The following is a 17236-nucleotide window of genomic DNA, read 5'->3' as shown; positions in this document are numbered from 1 at the left end:
TTCCTTCGACAGAAGCTTTCTTTATTTCAATAATTCTTTTTTCTCTTCTTCTGATAAGACAGAAAGCAAATCTGTTGTTTTGAATGCCTCGATAGTAGCATAGTTCATGAAGTTTGCTACCTTAACATTAAGTATATCCTGCACTAATTCTGCGATTCTAATAGCTTCAGAGGGCTTTTTCCATTTTTTCTTTGTCAAAAACACCCACAGCTCGTCTTCCTTAATGGTGTCATAACCAAGTAAATGAAACTCTTCTATTTTACTATTTAATGCAGGCTTTACTTGTGAACGATACTGGTCATATATATGTGTTGACGACATTCCAATCCACTCCATTACAGTCATTTTATGTTTAATCTATAATCATGAGCAATCTCTGTTACCAAAGCAACAATATTTTGAAAACAACCCTTTATAAAATAGCTTCTTTGCAATCAACACGTTTACTTTTAAAAAACCTTGTCATGCTTTGTCCACATTGTTGCATATAGATAATTGTATAGTATTATTCGCTATTTGAGAAGGCAGGGAATAAAATGTCTAAGTTTTTAAAAGGAACAATGATTTTACTTATAGCTGGATTTATTACCAGAGTATTAGGATTTATAAATCGAATTGTGATTGCACGGTTTATTGGAGATGATGGGGTTGGGCTTTATATGATGGTATATCCAACAATGATTTTAGTTGTTACCATCACTCAACTTGGACTACCTGTTGCCATCTCTAAAAATGTGGCAGAAGCGGAAGCGGAGGGTAATTTACGTAAAGTAAAGAGCATATTAATTGTTTCATTAAGTACAACCCTAGGCTTAACTCTCCTATTTACACCAGCTTTATTTCTTTTGGCTCCTTATCTTTCTCAAACATTGTTTACAGATGAACGGACACTTTTGCCGCTTCTTGCGATTACGCCAATCATACCAATTATTGCTGTTTCCTCTGTATTAAGAGGATATTTTCAAGGAAGACAAAACATGAAGCCTGCAGCAACCTCGCAAGTAATTGAACAAGTCATTCGTATTGCATTGATTGCCACCTTAACAAAAGCGTTTTTACCACTTGGTGTTGAATATGCTGCAGCTGGCGCAATGTTAGCATCTGTTCTTGGTGAACTAGCTTCCTTGTTTTATTTACTAGCATCCTTTAAATGGAGAAAAACATTCCATTTACGGAAAAGGTTCTTTCAATACGTACATAATGGGAAAAGTACTTTTCAAGAGCTAATGACTATTGCATTACCGACTACAGGGAGCAGAATGGTTGGAAGCATCGCTTGGTTTATTGAACCAATTGTTGTTGCTCACAGCTTATCTATAGCAGGTCTCTCTGCTGTAAATGCAACAAAACAGTATGGGGTATTAACTGGATTTGCGCTTCCACTCTTGATGCTGCCATCCTTCTTTACTCAATCCTTATCAACTTCTCTTGTTCCTGCAATTAGTGAAGCCAAAGCAAGTAATCAATTAAAGCTAATTGAGCATTTATTACAGCAAGCACTTAAATTTACCTTTATGACGGGTGGCCTAGCCATTATTGTGCTCTATGTATTAGCAGAGCCTTTAATGACCATTATGTATGGAAGTACAAGAGGAACCTCTTTCATTCAATTAATGGCACCTTTTTTTATTCTCAATTATTATCAAGGACCTCTCCAAGCAGCTTTGCAAGCCTTGAATTTTGCCAGAGCAGCAATGATTAATAGTTTTATTGGCGCCGGTGTAAAAACAGGGTTGATTTTGCTTCTTGCAAGTAGGCCAGAATTCGGAATATACGGTGTAGCCATTGCGTTAATTGTGGGGTTTGTTTTAGTAACAATGCTCCATTTTGCAACAATCTTAAAGACAATTAGCTTTTCTATAATTGTCAAAGATTATCTGAAAATGCTACTTAGTATTTCCTTAACGGCATATTTAGGAACCTTTTTAGTCAAGACTATTTCATTTTCTTCTATCTTATTGCAATTAATTAGTATTACAAGCATCATATGTATTTTTTATGTAATATTGCTTTTCCTTTTCCGTTTAATGACCAAAAAAGATTTAGCAAAAATCCCATGGTTTGGCCGCTTTTTCTCTTAAATATTTATTTTACTAGCAATCAGCAGATGTTGAAAAACATTCCACTGATTGCTTTTGCTATCATGTAAACGATTGTCAGAATGTTTTTTAATGATCCATTAAATCAATATAAAATTCCCCATCTTGGTAGCTGCAAAATGATATGTTTTTAATATTGGTATAGCCTTTTTCTTTTAATTGCTGCCTAAGCCATAAATTTGTTTTGCCTATTTTTGTTAAATTACTTTCTTGAATGATCCCATCCATAATGAGTGGGATGGTAATAGATAGTTTATTTTTTTCTTTTTCAAATACAGATAATTTTCCTGATGTTTCCAATATCGCAAATTCTACATCTGCAATATTGCGGATGTTTTTTTCTCTCAGCTGAATTAATAAATCATCATAATTATATCGCTGACTTTTCATTGCTGTTTCATCAATTTCGCCATTTTTGATGATAAAGGTTGGTTCTCCTTCAATAAAATCGCGCATTTTTTTGCTTTTCAAGGATAAGAATGCTAGTAACACTTGAATGGATAAAAGAATAAACATTGGCAATAAAGTTGGCAATAGAGGATCCTGATAATCTTCTATTGCGACAACAGCTATTTCAGCAATCATGATGAAAACAACTAAATCTAATATACTTAATTCTCCTATTTCCCTTTTTCCCATTAAGCGAAAAATAAGAACGATAAGCACATATATCAAAATCGTTCTAAACAAAATGATCAAATATTGTTCCACATTATCTCCTCCGATCAAATATGTTCCCTATTTAATCTGCACCATACAGAAAAAATAATACGAGAAAGAACACGTTGACACATCACCAAACACTGAAAAACTGCTATCTAAATAGGGATAATCTGAAGGTGATTCTTTCATTTTGCACATCTTAATCAGAAAAATACGATTTCAACTATTTTTTTATTCTATTTTTACTTGTACTGAATATGCTTGTACTAGAATACTTTTATAGAAGATTTAAGATGGGATGGAAAGGAGAGGTTTACAATCGAAGAGAGTAAGCATGTTGGCAGTTCTGTTTTATACGGTTTAATTGCCATTTTCATTATGTTAATAACGAGTAGTTTATTCTTTTCCTTATTATTAAGATTTACATCTATTCAAGAATCATCTCTGCAATATATTATTACTGCTGTATCGTTTATTACTTTGTTTGCAGGTGGTTTTATTTCAGGTGGGAAAGGGAAAGAAAAAGGCTGGTTTCTAGGCGGTCTTACAGGGCTAATCTATTCTACCATCATTTTTTTATTTTCCTTTTTAGGATCTGATCAGCTATTTACGATGGAGCAAACAATTTATCATGTATGTTATACGCTTATTTGTATGATGGGTGGAATTTTGGGTGTAAATCTTTCAAAAAATAATTAATAACACACTTAAAAATGTATATTTACCGCAACTAAAAAAATAAAAAGTGCAATCTTATTGGTAAGACTGCACTTTTTGCTCTTATTCTTCTACTTTGTCTAAAGTTGGGCTTGCAACTGTTGCGGAAGATTCTACAACTTCACGAATTGCATTGCGATCAAAAGTTAAGCGTGAACCATCTTTTGATTTTAATACAATTGTCCCCTCATCAATTGCATCGATTGTAGCATGCATGCCGCCAATCGTGACAATCTTATCCCCTTTTTTCAAGCTACTCTGCATATCGCGTACAGATCTTTGACGCTTTTGCTGTGGACGAATTAGCAAGAAATAGAATAATACAAACATTAAAATAAACGGTAATAAACTTGCAAGTTGTGCCATTTATATTTCCCCTCCTTTCAAGTTCTTCTATTAAAAGTTTTTAGCGTTCGGTTTATTAAATCCATAACGTTCGAAAAACTCTTCTTTGAAATCTCCTAAACGGTCATTTCTGATCGCATCTCGGACATTCTCCATTAAGTTTAACAGAAAATATAGATTATGGTAAGATGTAAGCCTTATTCCGAATGTTTCGTCACATCGAATAAGATGACGAATATACGCACGACTGTAATTTTTACAAGTATAGCAATCGCATTCTGGATCTAAAGGTCCAAAATCTCTTGCATATTTAGCGTTTTTAACGACTAGTCGTCCTTCGCTTGTCATCACTGTTCCATTTCTTGCGATTCTTGTCGGCAATACACAGTCAAACATATCAATCCCACGAATAGCACCCTCAATTAAAGAATCTGGTGAACCTACTCCCATTAAATATCGTGGCTTATTATCTGGCATTAGAGGGGTTGTAAACTCAAGTACACGATTCATAACGTCTTTTGGTTCACCAACCGATAATCCACCTACTGCATACCCAGGTAAGTCTAATGAAACAAGGTCCCTTGCACTTTGCTTGCGAAGTTCCTCATATTCTCCACCTTGAATAATGCCGAATAATCCTTGATCTTCTGGACGATTATGTGCCTTTAAGCAACGCTCTGCCCATCGGGAAGTTCGTTCCACCGATTTCTTCATATATTCATATTCCGCTGGATAAGGAGGACATTCATCAAATGCCATCATAATATCTGACCCTAAAGCATTTTGTATTTCCATTGCTTTTTCAGGAGAAAGGAATAATTTGTCCCCATTTAAATGATTTCTAAAGTGCACGCCTTCTTCTTCAATTTTGCGGAAATCACTTAAACTAAAGACTTGAAACCCACCAGAATCCGTTAAGATCGCCTTATCCCAATTCATGAATTTATGAAGACCACCAGCTTCTTTCACGATTTCATGTCCTGGTCTTAGCCATAAATGGTAGGTATTACTTAAAATGATATTTGCTCCCATTGATTTTAAATCTTCTGGAGCCATCGTCTTCACGGTTGCTAACGTTCCAACCGGCATAAAAGCAGGTGTCTCAAAAGAACCGTGTGGTGTATGTACTATGCCCAATCTAGCACCTGTTTGCTTACATGTTTTTATGAATTCATAACGTATTGCTGTCAAATTATTTTCTCCTTTATATAAAGTGAAACTTCCATCGATTCATCAACTTCCTATCGTTTTTTACATAATGATATTTATTAAACAAACTTATAGAATCAACTATATATTCTAATGAATATCACTGCGAAACTCAAGTAATTCGTGAACCTATCTTCCTTTATCTAACGTATAAACATAGCATCGCCAAAACTAAAGAATCGATATCTTTCTTTTACTGCCGTTTCATAAGCATGAAGTACATTTTCTCTTCCAGCTAGTGCACTAACTAACATTATCAAAGTTGATTTAGGTAAATGAAAATTCGTAATCATTCCATCAATTCCTTTAAACTCATAGCCAGGATAAATAAAGATACTTGTCCATCCACTGCTTTCTACAAATTTTCCGTTATTTGCGGATGCAATTGTTTCAAGTGTTCGAGTAGACGTTGTCCCAACGGAAATAATCCGCCCACCTTCTGCACGTACTTTATTTAATAATGATGCCGTTTCTCCATTAATTTGATAAAATTCGGCGTGCATTTCATGCTTATCTACTTCTTCTACATTAACAGGACGGAAGGTACCAAGACCAACATGAAGAGTAATAAATGCAATATGTACTCCCTTTTCTTTCAAAGCATCCAATAAATCAGTTGTAAAATGTAGTCCAGCTGTCGGAGCAGCCGCAGAGCCTCTTTCTTTTGCATAAACTGTTTGATAACGATCTTGATCGTCTAATTTTTCTTTAATATATGGCGGCAACGGCATCTCACCAAGTTGATCTAGAATCTCATAAAAAATCCCTTCATACTGAAAATCGAGAATCCGACCTCCGTGCTCTAATTCTTTTACACACACAGCTTTTAATTTACCGTCTCCAAAGGTAATAATCGTACCTTCTTTTACCCTTTTAGCAGGCTTGACAAGTGTTTCCCATTTGTCTTCCTCTTGTTGCTTTAATAAAAGCACCTCGATATGTGCTCCAGTATCTTCTTTCTCGCCATGTAATCTTGCTGGCAATACTCTTGTATCATTTAATACTAGACAATCACCAGGATTGATATACTCATAAATATCCTTAAATTTGCGATGCTCTAATTCACCAGTATCTTTATTTACAACCATTAATCGACTACTTGTGCGATCCTCTAAAGGAGTTTGTGCGATTAATTCTTCTGGTAAATGAAAATCAAATAAATCTACTTTCATGTCTGTCACCTATTCTTTCTTTCATGCAATTAAAATCTTAACGAAATTTTCCTATAAAATAAAAAACGAGCGATAAAACAATACTAATTACAATGCAAGTTGTAATCGGAAAATAAAAAGTCGAATGTTCTTTTTTTATTAGAATGTCACCAGGAAGCTTTCCAATAGGGACAAATTGCATGATAAGCCCGATCAGAAATACAATTATGCCGATGATCATTATATATTTGGAAATTTCATTCATCATTCTCTTCCTTTATATCATTTGTTTTATTTTATAGATTGGCTGTTTTCGTAAAGTTTGTTGCGATTACCCGCAGCCGGAATACACTTCGATTGAGGCCACTGAAAAAGTGTATTACCTGGTGAATCGGTAGTTACCAAACCATTCTAACTTAGTGTAGGCTTTTGTTTTCCGAGGCTTACCGCTCGCTTTCCGTGGGGCTAAGCTTAAGCCTCTCAGCTTTCGCCTCCGGGGTCTCAGACTGTCTCGCTAATCCCACAGGAGTCTTCGTGTATTCCGGCTGCTCCATTTTACCAACTAATTCTTTTTTCCTATTGAAAAAACAACAATCCTTTAGAAAACAGCCTATAGATTAGAAAATTTATTCAGGTTTAATATTTAAATGATCATAAACAAGATGTGTAACACTTCTCCCTCTAGGAGTTCGTTGCAAGAAACCAATCTGAAGCAAATATGGTTCATAAACATCTTCAATTGTATGAGCTTCTTCTCCAATAGTTGCTGCAATCGTTTCTAATCCGACTGGTCCACCCTTAAATTTATGAATCATTCCTAGTAATAATTTATGGTCAATATGATCTAACCCTAAACGGTCAACCTGTAAAAGTTCAAGTGAATTGTCCGCCAAATCTTTAGTAATCATCCCATCTCCCTTTACTTGGGCAAAATCACGTACTCTTCGTAAAAGGCGATTGGCTATTCGGGGAGTCCCTCTCGAACGTCTTGCTATTTCCCATGCAGCAAGTTCTTCCATCCCAATTTGTAGAACATCAGCTGTTCTCACAACAATATCTTTGAGCTGTTCTATTTCATAATATTCTAGTCTAGATAAAACTCCAAACCGATCTCTTAACGGTGCAGAAACAGAACCAGCTCTTGTTGTTGCACCAACGAGGGTGAAAGGGGGCAAATCAAGCCGAACAGATCGAGCACTAGGTCCTTTCCCAATAACAATATCTAAACAATAATCTTCCATCGCTGGATATAAAACTTCTTCTATTGCACGTGGCAACCGATGAATCTCATCTATAAACAGCACATCCCCGGGCTCTAACGCAGTTAATATTGCTGCCAAATCACCAGGCCTTTCAATCGCTGGACCTGCAGTTGTTCTAATATTAACACCCATCTCATTAGCAATAATCGTCGCAAGCGTAGTTTTCCCAAGTCCTGGTGGTCCATATAATAAAACATGGTCCAGTGCTTCTTCTCTAAATTTAGCAGCCTCAATAAACACCTTTAAATTGTCTTTTACTTTATCTTGACCAATATACTCATGTAATTGAATAGGACGCAGACTTTTTTCAAACGATAAATCCTGCGTATCTGCTTCACTTGAAATGATTCGATCATCCATACCATTCACTCCCTTCCATAAGTCCTCAAGTAAATCTACGTATTTACTACTACTCTTTATTCAATCTATTGATTTCCCCTATGGAAAAACAAGAATCTTAAAAAAGCTAACATCTTATCTTTTTAACAGAAGCTTTAATGCCAGCTTGATATATCCATCTGTTGTTAACTGCTCCTTTTTTAAATGAGGAGAAATTTTCTTCACCTCTTTTTCTGAATATCCAAGAGCTGTTAACGCTAGAATCGCCTCATCCATTGCTGAATCACTTTCTACTTTGGCTAATTGCTTATCTACTGTAAATAAATCTGGGGAGGAATCTTGCATAAAATCAGCTAATTTCCCTTTTAAGTCCAGAATCATCTGTCTTGCCGTTTTCTTTCCAACGCCTGGAAATTTCACAAGAAACGCTTCATCTTCTGCTTCTATTGCAGATATAACCTGACTTGGTTCTCCAGATGCAAGAATAGCCAATGCTCCTTTAGGTCCAATTCCAGAAACATTTAGAAGCTTTGTAAATAAGGCTTTTTCATCTTGTGAACGAAAACCATATAAACTAATATTATCTTCTCTAACATAATGGTAGGTAAATACTGTAATCTTGTTACCCGAAAAGGCTGAAAATGAAAATGGATTAGGTGTTTTAATCTGATAACCAATTTCATTATTTTCGATTACGATATATTCAGGTCCAATAAATTCTACATTTCCTTTTATATATTCATACAAATTAAATTCTCTCCCTTATAAAGAACACTTCCATTAGTTGGGGTCTCACTTCCCATTAAGTGGGGGATAAATCCTAAAGCTTATTTTATCATACTATTTTATTGAACTGCTATTATAGATGATTTTCATAATATTCTTTAAAAACAAAAAAACAGTGATCAGAATGGCACTATTTTCTGTGCTTCTTCTGTTCACTGGGGGTGATTTTCTTAATTCGTCGTTTCGATTGTTGTTAAGTTTTTAAAGGTTTCAAGTACTTTTACATATCGATCCCTTGATTTAATGGGAATTCCTTTTTGTAGGCCTTCCTGCTGCTTTGATTCCAGTTTTTTTAGATCAATTTGGAAAAAAGACTGAATAATGTTTTCCTGAGCAGGTTTTCCATTATAAATGGTTAAAATCCCCTCGTCATTAATGCCAAAATATCCATTAGCCTTTAATAGTGGAGATATATCGTCGATTTCTTGTTTAAATACAAGCTCTTTACTTGTCATATCTACCAACTGCCATTTATCGTACTTTGACCAGAAATCTTCCATCGACCATACTGTTTCTTCTACCACTTCTTCGCTCACTTCTCCATCTAAATAAATCCTTTTCAACACCACTTCCAATTTCTTAGGATTTTCATTCAAAGAATGTGTGCTTCCACTCTTTCCATAAACTTGTCCAGTTGATGAAATGATTGTTATAAAACTGACAAGAAGAACAGCTGAAAATAAAAGGAATCTGGTTTTCATTATAACCACCTCTTCACATTACTCAAAACAGCTTCGTTATTTCCAAGGAAATAGGGTACTGTCAATCTAAAGTCTAGGTTTGAAATAACCTAACTCTCTATTATTCTCACCATAAATAATTTTTTCATTCCAAATTCATAGCAATCTTATTTTAATGTTCTATTTATCTGTTCAGCTTGATGTTTTATATTTTTGATTGTTAAACGAATTCCCTCCGAAAATGGTACAAGAGAATGCCATTTCAGATCCATTTGTGCCTTCGTTGTTGATATTCTACTTTTCTCCCCTTCTTCTAACGAATGAAGTACATCTTCTTTTATAGAAGAATGAATAATGGAGACAACTTCCTTCATAGAATATATTTCCTTAGGACAAATATTATATACTTGATTCTCTCCATTATTTAAACTTGAGATAATTGCTTGAATGGCATCACTTATGTAAAGAAAGTGCTTCTTCTGTTCTCCATCATCAAATACGATAGGTGGACGATTTTCAATCACTTTTTTAATCGTTGATTCTATCATACTCTCTGTATTCATATGTTTGGAACTTGCTCCATAAATTATGGGAAAGCGTAAAATTGTAAAAGAAAGACCGTAAAGAGTGTGGTAGTTTTGTATATATTTCTCCTCAATCTTCTTAGAAAGCCCTCCAAAAAGTACAGGTTGCAAAAGCTTTTCTTCCGTTATAGCTCCTTCTATGTCCCCATAAACAGCAATCGTGGAGGGGAAGATGATTTTATGTACTTTTGCTTGCACACATGCTTCGAGCACTTCAATCGTACAAGCAATATTCTCTTCTGACTGTTCAAATGAATCCTTCATGCTGTTGGATGTTATGGCCTTGTTAGATAGATGGATAACGCAATCTACCTGGTTCTCCATCAGTATGTCGGCTAATTCCATCCCGTTTAAGAAAGTGTATACATCATTATGTACTAGAGTTGAAATTTCACTATGTTTCTGTTGCTTTCCAGCTACTATACAATAAACATTATTCTTTGAAAGTTGTTCCTTTAGAGCAGTTGCCATTTCACTCTCTTGTCCACCTGTAATTAACACTCTCACTTTGAATCCCTCCGCACTTTTTGCCTCTATGAAAAAACCGATTAATAAGTTCTTTATAACGAATAATTATTTCATTATAAAGCATAACTCTTTTCATTCGTAATATCAACAAATAAATTCATTATATAGAACAGTTTTATAAATATACACTTTTAACTTCTTAAAAAATGTCTTTTAAATCCATTATTTGTGATAAATCAAACCAATCAATTCGTTTCCAATAAAGAACATATGATAAAAAACTAACTTCGAATGGGGCGAACCTTTTCGAAGTTAGTTTTTTATTATCTGTTTTCTTTTGTCGGATTTAAGCGATTAAAGATATTTTCTATATTATTGTTAATCGTTTGCTGCGGTTGACCATTTTTTATTGAACGATTTATATCCTCAATGCTCGTAAATATTCCTCTATCTGTCACTACAGAAATATCTTTTCCATTTAAAGAATCATTTAACTTATCTTTTACTTTTGCTTTTGTCTGATCAACAATTTTCGTATCGTCTACTTCAAGTGCAACCAAAACGTTTTCTCCATAAACAATTGAATGTGCATTTTTTACATTATCCATTTTAGCAGCTGCATTTGATACCTTTTCAGCTAACTCTGTATCATATGAAACGCGATTATCTTGATTATCGTTATTTCTATTCTCCCTCGTAGTATTTTTATTGTTAACATTTTGGACACCAACACCATTTTTATTATCTTCATCCCCAAAGGTATGGTCCATCATTTCTGTAATTGGTCCGTCATTGTCTGTTGTAAAACTGTTATTATTGTTTACATCATGTTGTTCATTGGAGTAATATCCAATCGGTCTAGCATTATTGAGACGATTTTGATCTGCGGTTTGGTCATCGTTCACACCACAGCCAGCCAAGCCAAAAGTTACCGTTAAAAGAACTGGAGCAACTAACTTATTTTTATTCACAGTAATATTCTCCCCTTTATTTAAATCTAGAGCAAGACGTTGCTCTTTTTTATCTTCTGCTCTTCGGAGAGAATCATACTGTAAAGTCTAGCCATTATAGAATTGCCCGATTATATATCTACAATTTGTCTTAGCTTTTGGTAAAATTTCTTTCTTTTTTCATACTGATCTGTTGTTAAGTCAAGCACTTGTTTTAATAAAAAGTCATTTGAAAGATGTTTGTTTCTGATTATTCTATTCCATTCTCTAAGAATATCTGTTGGATACATTAAAGCGATTAAAAACCATTCCTCTTTGAATAACTGAGAATATCCACTCATCTTTTGTAATTGTTGGAGGGACCAACCTATATTCGGCAAAATCCGATTAGCAAACTGCAAATAATCGCCCACTCTTGGACCAATACTAATTAAATCAAAATCAATTAGATATAGTTTATTATTAATGTCACGCATAAAATTATGGTGGGCTACATCCCCATGCAATATAACATTTGATTTTGAATGAAGATATTCATTATGCTCTTGTATATAAAGAAAGGAAATATTAGCCCATTCGAAAATTTCCTCCACGATTTCCATTTTCAAATAATGCTCTATTATTGACTTATTACTTCGAAATTCCACTAACCGTTGTTCTAATTTTTTCATTAAAAGAAAGGAAGGCAAAATATATTTATAAATTTCTACAAGACGTTCTGTAACTGTATAATAGTGTTCTAATAATTGAAGGGCTTCCCTTCTATTGCCTTTACTACTATATGTAAAGGAATCTTTATGAGGAGAAATGTATTCAATCATACCAAACACCATCTCATCTATAATGATCGGTTCATCATCGAACACATAAAATTGGTACGTATGTGTGAAGCCCTCCTGTTTTAGCGCTCTTGTAAAAGCCTCTTGAATTTTTAATTTTTGATAGCTATTATATCCTTTTAAAATCATCCAAAATTGATTGGTTTTAACTAAGTATACCTCATTCCTAATTCTGCTTATTTCTAAAATCTTAGCAGGAATTTTTTTTTCTAATAAAGAAAGGAGACGATAATAAAAAGTATCGTCCCCTCTATGATAAAAATCATAAATCACTGCTTTCGTCCTCTTGGTATCTTGGCATTCCAAATGGAGTCCCTTGATTAACGCCATAAGGATTCATATATGGCGGCTGCCCTATAGTAGGATTATACGGAGGGGTAAATACTGGTGCATTGCCTCCAGGTCCATAAACTGGCGGGACCATTTCTTGTGCAACTGGCTGCCCAATACTTGCTTCATAAGATGGAGAATCTCCAACTGGACTATTATTTTCTACCTGATAAGGCATTGGTGTATTCCCGCCCATACCTTGAGGATAAGGAGATTGCATCATTGGTCCCATTTCTGGGCTAAATCCTTGCGCCATTGGCGCCATTCCCATTCCTGGTGCATATCCTCCTACCATCGGTCTCATTTCTGGACCGAATCCTTGTTGCATTGCTGGCATTCCCATTCCTGGTGCATATCCTCCTGCCATCGGCCCCATTTCCGGGCTAAATCCTTGTGGCATTGCTGGCATTCCCATTCCTGGTGCATATCCTCCTGCCATCGGCCCCATTTCCGGGCTAAATCCTTGTGGCATTGCTGGCATTCCCATTCCTGGTGCATATCCTCCTGCCATCGGTCCCATTTCTGGGCTAAATCCTTGTGGCATTGCTGGCATTCCCATTCCTGGTGCATATCCTCCTGCCAACGGTCCCATTTCTGGGCTAAATCCTTGTGGCATCGGCGCCATTCCCATTCCTGGTGCACCTCCTGCCATCGGTCCCATTTCTGGGCTGAATCCTTGCGGCATTGGCGCCATTCCCATTCCTGGTGCATAACCTTGCCCCATTCCCTCTAATTGAAAACCTTCGCTTGCTGGAAACGCTGATTGTTGCGGGAATGATGGAGCACCACATCCACAATCCTCCTTATAAGGAAGGTTATAGGATGGTAATACTGGCGCTGTATGCGTTGGGGTAGGGACAAAGGGTTGATGTCCTAATCCGGCTATGTCTGAAGATTCTTTTTTATGGTGCTGATGTTCCACAGGCATTTGACCGTACTGCACTAATGGCTGTTGATAATAGTCAGGGGGCACATTACTGCCGTGTACCGGCGCTTCGCCATGTGTATAAGCAGAATAAGAAGATGAAGACTCTTCCCATTTATGCTTATCTGTAAAATCTACACCTGGTAGTGGCGTAGCTTGTGAACCTAGTTGTTCTACTGGTATTCCAGCTGGAGGGCATACTCCTGGAGGAAAACCGCTTCCTGGCATCATTGGAGAAACTTCATAACAATATGGCTGATAAGGCACAATAGGCGGACACTCATCTTGTTGAACTACTGGTTTTTCGGGTTTTACTGCCTTTATTGGCTTTACTGCCTTTTCTTTAGGTACTACTGGTGCAGGCTTTGGTGGCAAAACTACCTTTTCTTTCATGTCCACATCAACATCTACGTCCACATTCGTCATATTCATGGAATAATAATTAGTTACATCAATTTCTGGAATGATTGGCGTAGGCATTTTAGGAGTGTATGGTTTTTCCTTTGGCGCTTCTTTTTTCGGCATTTCCTTTTTGGGCATTTCTTTAATAGGCATTTCTTTTTTCGGTGCTTCCTTTACAATTGGCTCCATTGCTATCGGCATTTCTTTTTTTGTTCCCATAATAGGAGCTTCTTTCTTTATATTTCCTCCTGAAGTTGGAACTTTAATTTTCATGCCGGGCATAATCATATCTGTATTACTCAATTGGGAATTTAATGCTTTTAACTCTTCGAAATTCACCCCGTATTTTTTTGCGATTTTCCAAAGAGTATCCCCTTTCTGAACAATATGGATCTTCACTATAGATTCCCTCCTATGCATATGTCCATATAGTCTATGTTCACAATGCAAAATGGTTATCATTCTATTCAAAAATCTATGCGCTTTTTTTCAAATTATGTGTTTTAGCAACATAAAGATAGGAGATCCTTTGTCCTTCTTTTCAACTATATTTTTGGTACCAAGAACCTATCAAAAATCAAATTTATTTTATTCAATTTATAGAGACTTTTGATAAAATAGAAAGGAAAGAATATATAAACAAAATCCACCAATATATAAAGAAAAATTATTTTTAATCCTTTCTTTATTAAAAAGAGACTTTTCGCAAACGTTTTTGCTATTTTCTGCAGCCTGAATATAGCTAATTAATGGCATCTTATATATTTTGTCTGTTATTGTTTTTTGAACAATGCAATTCTTAATAAAACTCTAAACTATAGCAAGAGTATACGTATAACCTTTTACTAAAAAGAAAGAATCATTAAAGGAGAGATTAGATGACAGAATCAAAGAAAATGCTTGGAGAAGAAAGAAGAGCTTACATTCTTTCCTTATTAAAAGAAAATAATCGCCCTTATACCGGTAGCGAGCTTTCCAAATTGACGAATGTTAGCCGACAAATCATCGTCGGAGACATTACCCTTCTAAAAGCGAAAAACGAACCGATATTGGCTACTAGTCAAGGCTATTTATATTTACAGGAATCAAAACCATCTCTTTATGAGAGAATTATTGCTTGTAATCATCCTCCAGAGAAAACAGAAGAAGAATTAAATATCCTTGTTGATAATGGAGTAACGGTTAAAGATGTTAAAATTGAACATCCAGTCTATGGGGATTTAACAGCTTCTATTCTCGTTTCTAATCGAAAAGAAGTTAAGCAATTTATGAAGAAGATAAAGCATACAAACGCAGCCTATCTATCAGAATTAACTTCTGGTATCCATTTACATACCATTACTGCACCTTCTATTGACACATTGATAGAGGCAGAAGAGGCTTTACGCAAGGCACATTTTTTAATCAAAGAAGAGACTTAAAGAAGTTGAAAAAAGAGGCTAAGACATAAGTATTCCAGCTTAAAATAAACCCTAATGATTATACGAAGATGCCAATGAAAGGTTCGTATAATCATTAGGGTTTTTTTATTCGTTTAAAAAGGATGTTCCATGAAGTTTGTTGCTATTCCGCAGCCTGAATATACTTCGCTTGAGACCACTGAAAAACTGCAATATAATCATAATTGTTGGTGGCCGACTTTTAAATTCGGGTATTTCATTTGTTTTCCGAGGCGACAGCTTGCTTTCCATGGAGCGAGCGCCGAGCCGCGGTCTGCTTCCGCCTGCAGGGTCTCAGACTGTCTCGCTAATCCCACAGGAGGCTCAGGCTTCCTCCCCGCGAAAAGGAAGTGTCCGTAGCGCAATGGAACGAATTGTTTTTTACACTTGAATATATTTATAACCATAAATAACTAATATGAAAAAATAGTCTTTATTTAAGAGCTAAATTAGAGATTGTTCGTCTTTACAGATTGGCTATTTAGTTTTGTCCCAGCCTCTTTTTTTAGCCCTTCTCCTTTTATACTCAAAGCTTTCAATAGATTAATTTTATTTCTCTAAATTATAAAAGGGATAACTTCCAAGTATCTTTACTTCACAACCGATTGCTTCCAGTTCTGCGATCGCTCCAGGTATTAGAACATCGTCCATTTTTCTATCTAAATCAATAAGAAAGAAATAATTTCCTAAGCCGGTTTTAGTTGGTCTCGATTCAATTTTCACCAAGTTCAATTTTCTCCAAGCAAAAGCGGATAATACTTGATGTAAGGCACCAGAACGATCAGATGGCAAAGTGACCATTAAACTCGTTTTATAACCTGCCAAATTACTTGAAGGTGCCGTATAGCTTAGAGGGTTCTTTGAAAGAATTAAAAACCTTGTATGATTGTTATTGGAATCATGAATATGATGTCTCACTATTTCAAGCCCATATTCTTCAGCTGTTAGCGAATTTCCTATTGCTGCACCATTTATATTTGAGTTCTCCTTAACAAACTGAGCTGCTGCTGCTGTTGAGGTCATATACTCACAAACAATCCCGTTAAATTCTGTATGTAAAAATTTATGACATTGAGCAATTGCATGGGAATGACTATAAACAACATCAATTTCTCTCCATTTATCTTTACGAAGGGGATGAACCATTAAATGTTGTTTAATCGGAACGGTCACTTCTCCGCAGATAGGTAAAGATACTTCATGAATTAAATAATCTAGGGTGATATTGACAGAACCTTCTAATGTATTCTCAACCGGTACTAAAGCAACATCCACTTTGTCTTCCATAACAGCATCAAAGCAATTTGGAATCGTAAGAAATGGGATTGATTCAACACCAGGAAATTGCTGATTTACCGCCATATTTGTAAATGTTGCTTTTGGGCCTAAGTAACCTACTTTCACCTATTTCTCCTCCAAAAAAATTATTTATTCTGAATTTATCTACTATAGAAGAAGAAAGACTTAAATAAGCCTTCTTCCTACAAGAACGCTAAAGCTATTCTAACCATTTTAGAAGTATTTAGCCTCCGGAGCTTAATACATCAACCTTTTCGACAAATTCAAGCATACGCAAACGCTCTAGCAACAAATCAATAGAAATCTCCATTTCTGCTGTATTTAGAGATAATGTCACATTTGCTCTTCCTTGAAGCGGAATCGTTTGATGAATCGTAAGTACATTACATCCTCCAGAAGCAACCACACTTAATAGCTTGGATAAAGTTCCCGATCGATCTTCAATATAAAAGAATAATGTTATTAACTTCTCCTTCACGATTGTGTGAAAAGGAAAAATTGTATCTCGATATTTATAAAATGCACTTCGGCTTAAATCGACTTGCTTTACAGCTTCATGTACTGATTCTGCTTTTCCTCTTTCCAATAGTTCTTTCGCATCCAAGGTTTTTCGCATCGCTTCAGAAAGTACATCTTCTCTTACTAAAAAAAATTTCTGATCCAATTTACTATGTTTCATCTGCTCACCCCTCAAGGCATAACGGAAACTTCATTATGTATGATTAATATAAATTTCAATTTTTATCCAT

At 35.5% G+C, this 17236-nt stretch carries 18 protein-coding genes; 3 read left to right on the top strand and 15 right to left on the bottom strand.

Features of this window, described 5'->3' with window-relative positions; all coding sequences use genetic code 11:
- Positions 1–21 precede the first annotated feature (21 nt).
- On the bottom strand, positions 22–321 hold the full coding sequence (locus tag ACWNMZ_RS12400; protein WP_031540619.1) for a post-transcriptional regulator: 300 nt from the start codon (positions 319–321) through the stop codon (positions 22–24).
- A gap of 215 nt (positions 322–536) precedes the next feature.
- Here ACWNMZ_RS12400 and spoVB point away from each other — a divergent pair, with 215 nt between their 5' ends.
- Positions 537–2081 carry a stage V sporulation protein B gene (gene spoVB, locus ACWNMZ_RS12395; protein ID WP_031540620.1) on the top strand — a complete coding sequence of 515 codons (1545 nt, stop codon included), beginning with the start codon at positions 537–539 and terminating at the stop codon, positions 2079–2081.
- Between the two features lie 87 nt (positions 2082–2168).
- Here spoVB and ACWNMZ_RS12390 read toward each other — a convergent pair whose 3' ends face one another.
- Positions 2169–2810 carry a DUF421 domain-containing protein gene (locus tag ACWNMZ_RS12390; RefSeq protein ID WP_031540621.1) on the bottom strand — a complete coding sequence of 214 codons (642 nt, stop codon included), beginning with the start codon at positions 2808–2810 and terminating at the stop codon, positions 2169–2171.
- Positions 2811–3041: 231 nt separating this feature from the next.
- On the opposite strand from ACWNMZ_RS12390, the gene ACWNMZ_RS12385 reads away from it, so the two are divergent.
- On the top strand, positions 3042–3461 hold the full coding sequence (locus ACWNMZ_RS12385; protein ID WP_449598660.1) for a TIGR04086 family membrane protein: 420 nt from the start codon (positions 3042–3044) through the stop codon (positions 3459–3461).
- A gap of 81 nt (positions 3462–3542) precedes the next feature.
- Here the strand turns inward: ACWNMZ_RS12385 and yajC are convergent, their stop codons facing one another.
- The 11 genes from yajC to safA all read right to left on the bottom strand — a co-directional run bounded on the left by yajC (position 3543) and on the right by safA (position 14148).
- Positions 3543–3845 (bottom strand): preprotein translocase subunit YajC, encoded by a 303-nt coding sequence (yajC, locus tag ACWNMZ_RS12380; RefSeq protein WP_031540623.1) that lies wholly within the window; start codon positions 3843–3845, stop codon positions 3543–3545.
- 30 nt (positions 3846–3875) lie between these two features.
- Positions 3876–5015, bottom strand: coding sequence for a tRNA guanosine(34) transglycosylase Tgt (gene tgt / locus ACWNMZ_RS12375; RefSeq protein ID WP_031540624.1), 1140 nt, complete (start codon positions 5013–5015; stop codon positions 3876–3878).
- 161 nt (positions 5016–5176) lie between these two features.
- Positions 5177–6205, bottom strand: a complete 1029-nt coding sequence (queA, locus tag ACWNMZ_RS12370) for a tRNA preQ1(34) S-adenosylmethionine ribosyltransferase-isomerase QueA (protein WP_284561802.1) — start codon at positions 6203–6205, stop codon at positions 5177–5179.
- Between the two features lie 37 nt (positions 6206–6242).
- Complete coding sequence (locus ACWNMZ_RS12365; RefSeq protein WP_031540626.1) at positions 6243–6449, bottom strand: DUF2905 domain-containing protein; 207 nt, start codon at positions 6447–6449, stop codon at positions 6243–6245.
- Positions 6450–6810: 361 nt separating this feature from the next.
- Positions 6811–7806: a Holliday junction branch migration DNA helicase RuvB gene (gene ruvB, locus ACWNMZ_RS12360; protein WP_251627457.1), complete on the bottom strand. Its 996-nt coding sequence runs from the start codon at positions 7804–7806 to the stop codon at positions 6811–6813.
- 114 nt (positions 7807–7920) lie between these two features.
- The gene (gene ruvA / locus ACWNMZ_RS12355; protein WP_235247732.1) at positions 7921–8532 is read right to left on the bottom strand and encodes a Holliday junction branch migration protein RuvA; all 612 of its coding nucleotides are present in this window, start codon (positions 8530–8532) and stop codon (positions 7921–7923) included.
- Between the two features lie 209 nt (positions 8533–8741).
- Complete coding sequence (locus tag ACWNMZ_RS12350; protein ID WP_449598641.1) at positions 8742–9272, bottom strand: BofC C-terminal domain-containing protein; 531 nt, start codon at positions 9270–9272, stop codon at positions 8742–8744.
- Positions 9273–9418: 146 nt separating this feature from the next.
- Positions 9419–10342, bottom strand: coding sequence for an NAD-dependent epimerase/dehydratase family protein (locus ACWNMZ_RS12345; RefSeq protein WP_284561803.1), 924 nt, complete (start codon positions 10340–10342; stop codon positions 9419–9421).
- 284 nt (positions 10343–10626) lie between these two features.
- Positions 10627–11274, bottom strand: coding sequence for a YhcN/YlaJ family sporulation lipoprotein (locus tag ACWNMZ_RS12340; RefSeq protein ID WP_284561804.1), 648 nt, complete (start codon positions 11272–11274; stop codon positions 10627–10629).
- A 110-nt stretch (positions 11275–11384) separates the two neighbouring features.
- On the bottom strand, positions 11385–12365 hold the full coding sequence (locus ACWNMZ_RS12335; RefSeq protein WP_284561805.1) for a phosphotransferase: 981 nt from the start codon (positions 12363–12365) through the stop codon (positions 11385–11387).
- Complete coding sequence (gene safA / locus ACWNMZ_RS12330) at positions 12355–14148, bottom strand: SafA/ExsA family spore coat assembly protein (protein WP_446715485.1); 1794 nt, start codon at positions 14146–14148, stop codon at positions 12355–12357. The genes ACWNMZ_RS12335 and safA overlap by 11 nt, the downstream gene beginning before the upstream one ends.
- A gap of 479 nt (positions 14149–14627) precedes the next feature.
- On the opposite strand from safA, the gene ACWNMZ_RS12325 reads away from it, so the two are divergent.
- Positions 14628–15170: a transcription repressor NadR gene (locus tag ACWNMZ_RS12325; protein ID WP_031540635.1), complete on the top strand. Its 543-nt coding sequence runs from the start codon at positions 14628–14630 to the stop codon at positions 15168–15170.
- A gap of 567 nt (positions 15171–15737) precedes the next feature.
- On the opposite strand, the gene pheA is transcribed toward ACWNMZ_RS12325, so the two are convergent.
- Both pheA and ACWNMZ_RS12315 read right to left on the bottom strand, forming a co-directional pair.
- Positions 15738–16592, bottom strand: a complete 855-nt coding sequence (gene pheA, locus ACWNMZ_RS12320) for a prephenate dehydratase (protein ID WP_031540636.1) — start codon at positions 16590–16592, stop codon at positions 15738–15740.
- A gap of 118 nt (positions 16593–16710) precedes the next feature.
- Positions 16711–17166 (bottom strand): ACT domain-containing protein, encoded by a 456-nt coding sequence (locus ACWNMZ_RS12315; RefSeq protein ID WP_284561806.1) that lies wholly within the window; start codon positions 17164–17166, stop codon positions 16711–16713.
- Positions 17167–17236: the final 70 nt, after the last annotated feature.

It is taken from the genome of Niallia sp. Marseille-Q9988 (assembly GCF_976954375.1).
This window is presented reverse-complemented; position numbering and strand designations above follow the sequence as displayed.

What these genes read in the sequence shown, in the direction of transcription:
- ACWNMZ_RS12400 (WP_031540619.1), bottom strand. Translation starts at nt 321, where the DNA reads ATGTCGTCAACACATATATATGACCAGTATCGTTCACAAGTAAAGCCT.
- spoVB (WP_031540620.1), top strand. Translation starts at nt 537, where the DNA reads ATGTCTAAGTTTTTAAAAGGAACAATGATTTTACTTATAGCTGGATTT.
- yajC (WP_031540623.1), bottom strand. Translation starts at nt 3,845, where the DNA reads ATGGCACAACTTGCAAGTTTATTACCGTTTATTTTAATGTTTGTATTA.
- queA (WP_284561802.1), bottom strand. Translation starts at nt 6,205, where the DNA reads ATGAAAGTAGATTTATTTGATTTTCATTTACCAGAAGAATTAATCGCA.
- ACWNMZ_RS12365 (WP_031540626.1), bottom strand. Translation starts at nt 6,449, where the DNA reads ATGAATGAAATTTCCAAATATATAATGATCATCGGCATAATTGTATTT.
- ruvB (WP_251627457.1), bottom strand. Translation starts at nt 7,806, where the DNA reads ATGGATGATCGAATCATTTCAAGTGAAGCAGATACGCAGGATTTATCG.
- ACWNMZ_RS12350 (WP_449598641.1), bottom strand. Translation starts at nt 9,272, where the DNA reads ATGAAAACCAGATTCCTTTTATTTTCAGCTGTTCTTCTTGTCAGTTTT.
- ACWNMZ_RS12325 (WP_031540635.1), top strand. Translation starts at nt 14,628, where the DNA reads ATGACAGAATCAAAGAAAATGCTTGGAGAAGAAAGAAGAGCTTACATT.
- ACWNMZ_RS12315 (WP_284561806.1), bottom strand. Translation starts at nt 17,166, where the DNA reads ATGAAACATAGTAAATTGGATCAGAAATTTTTTTTAGTAAGAGAAGAT.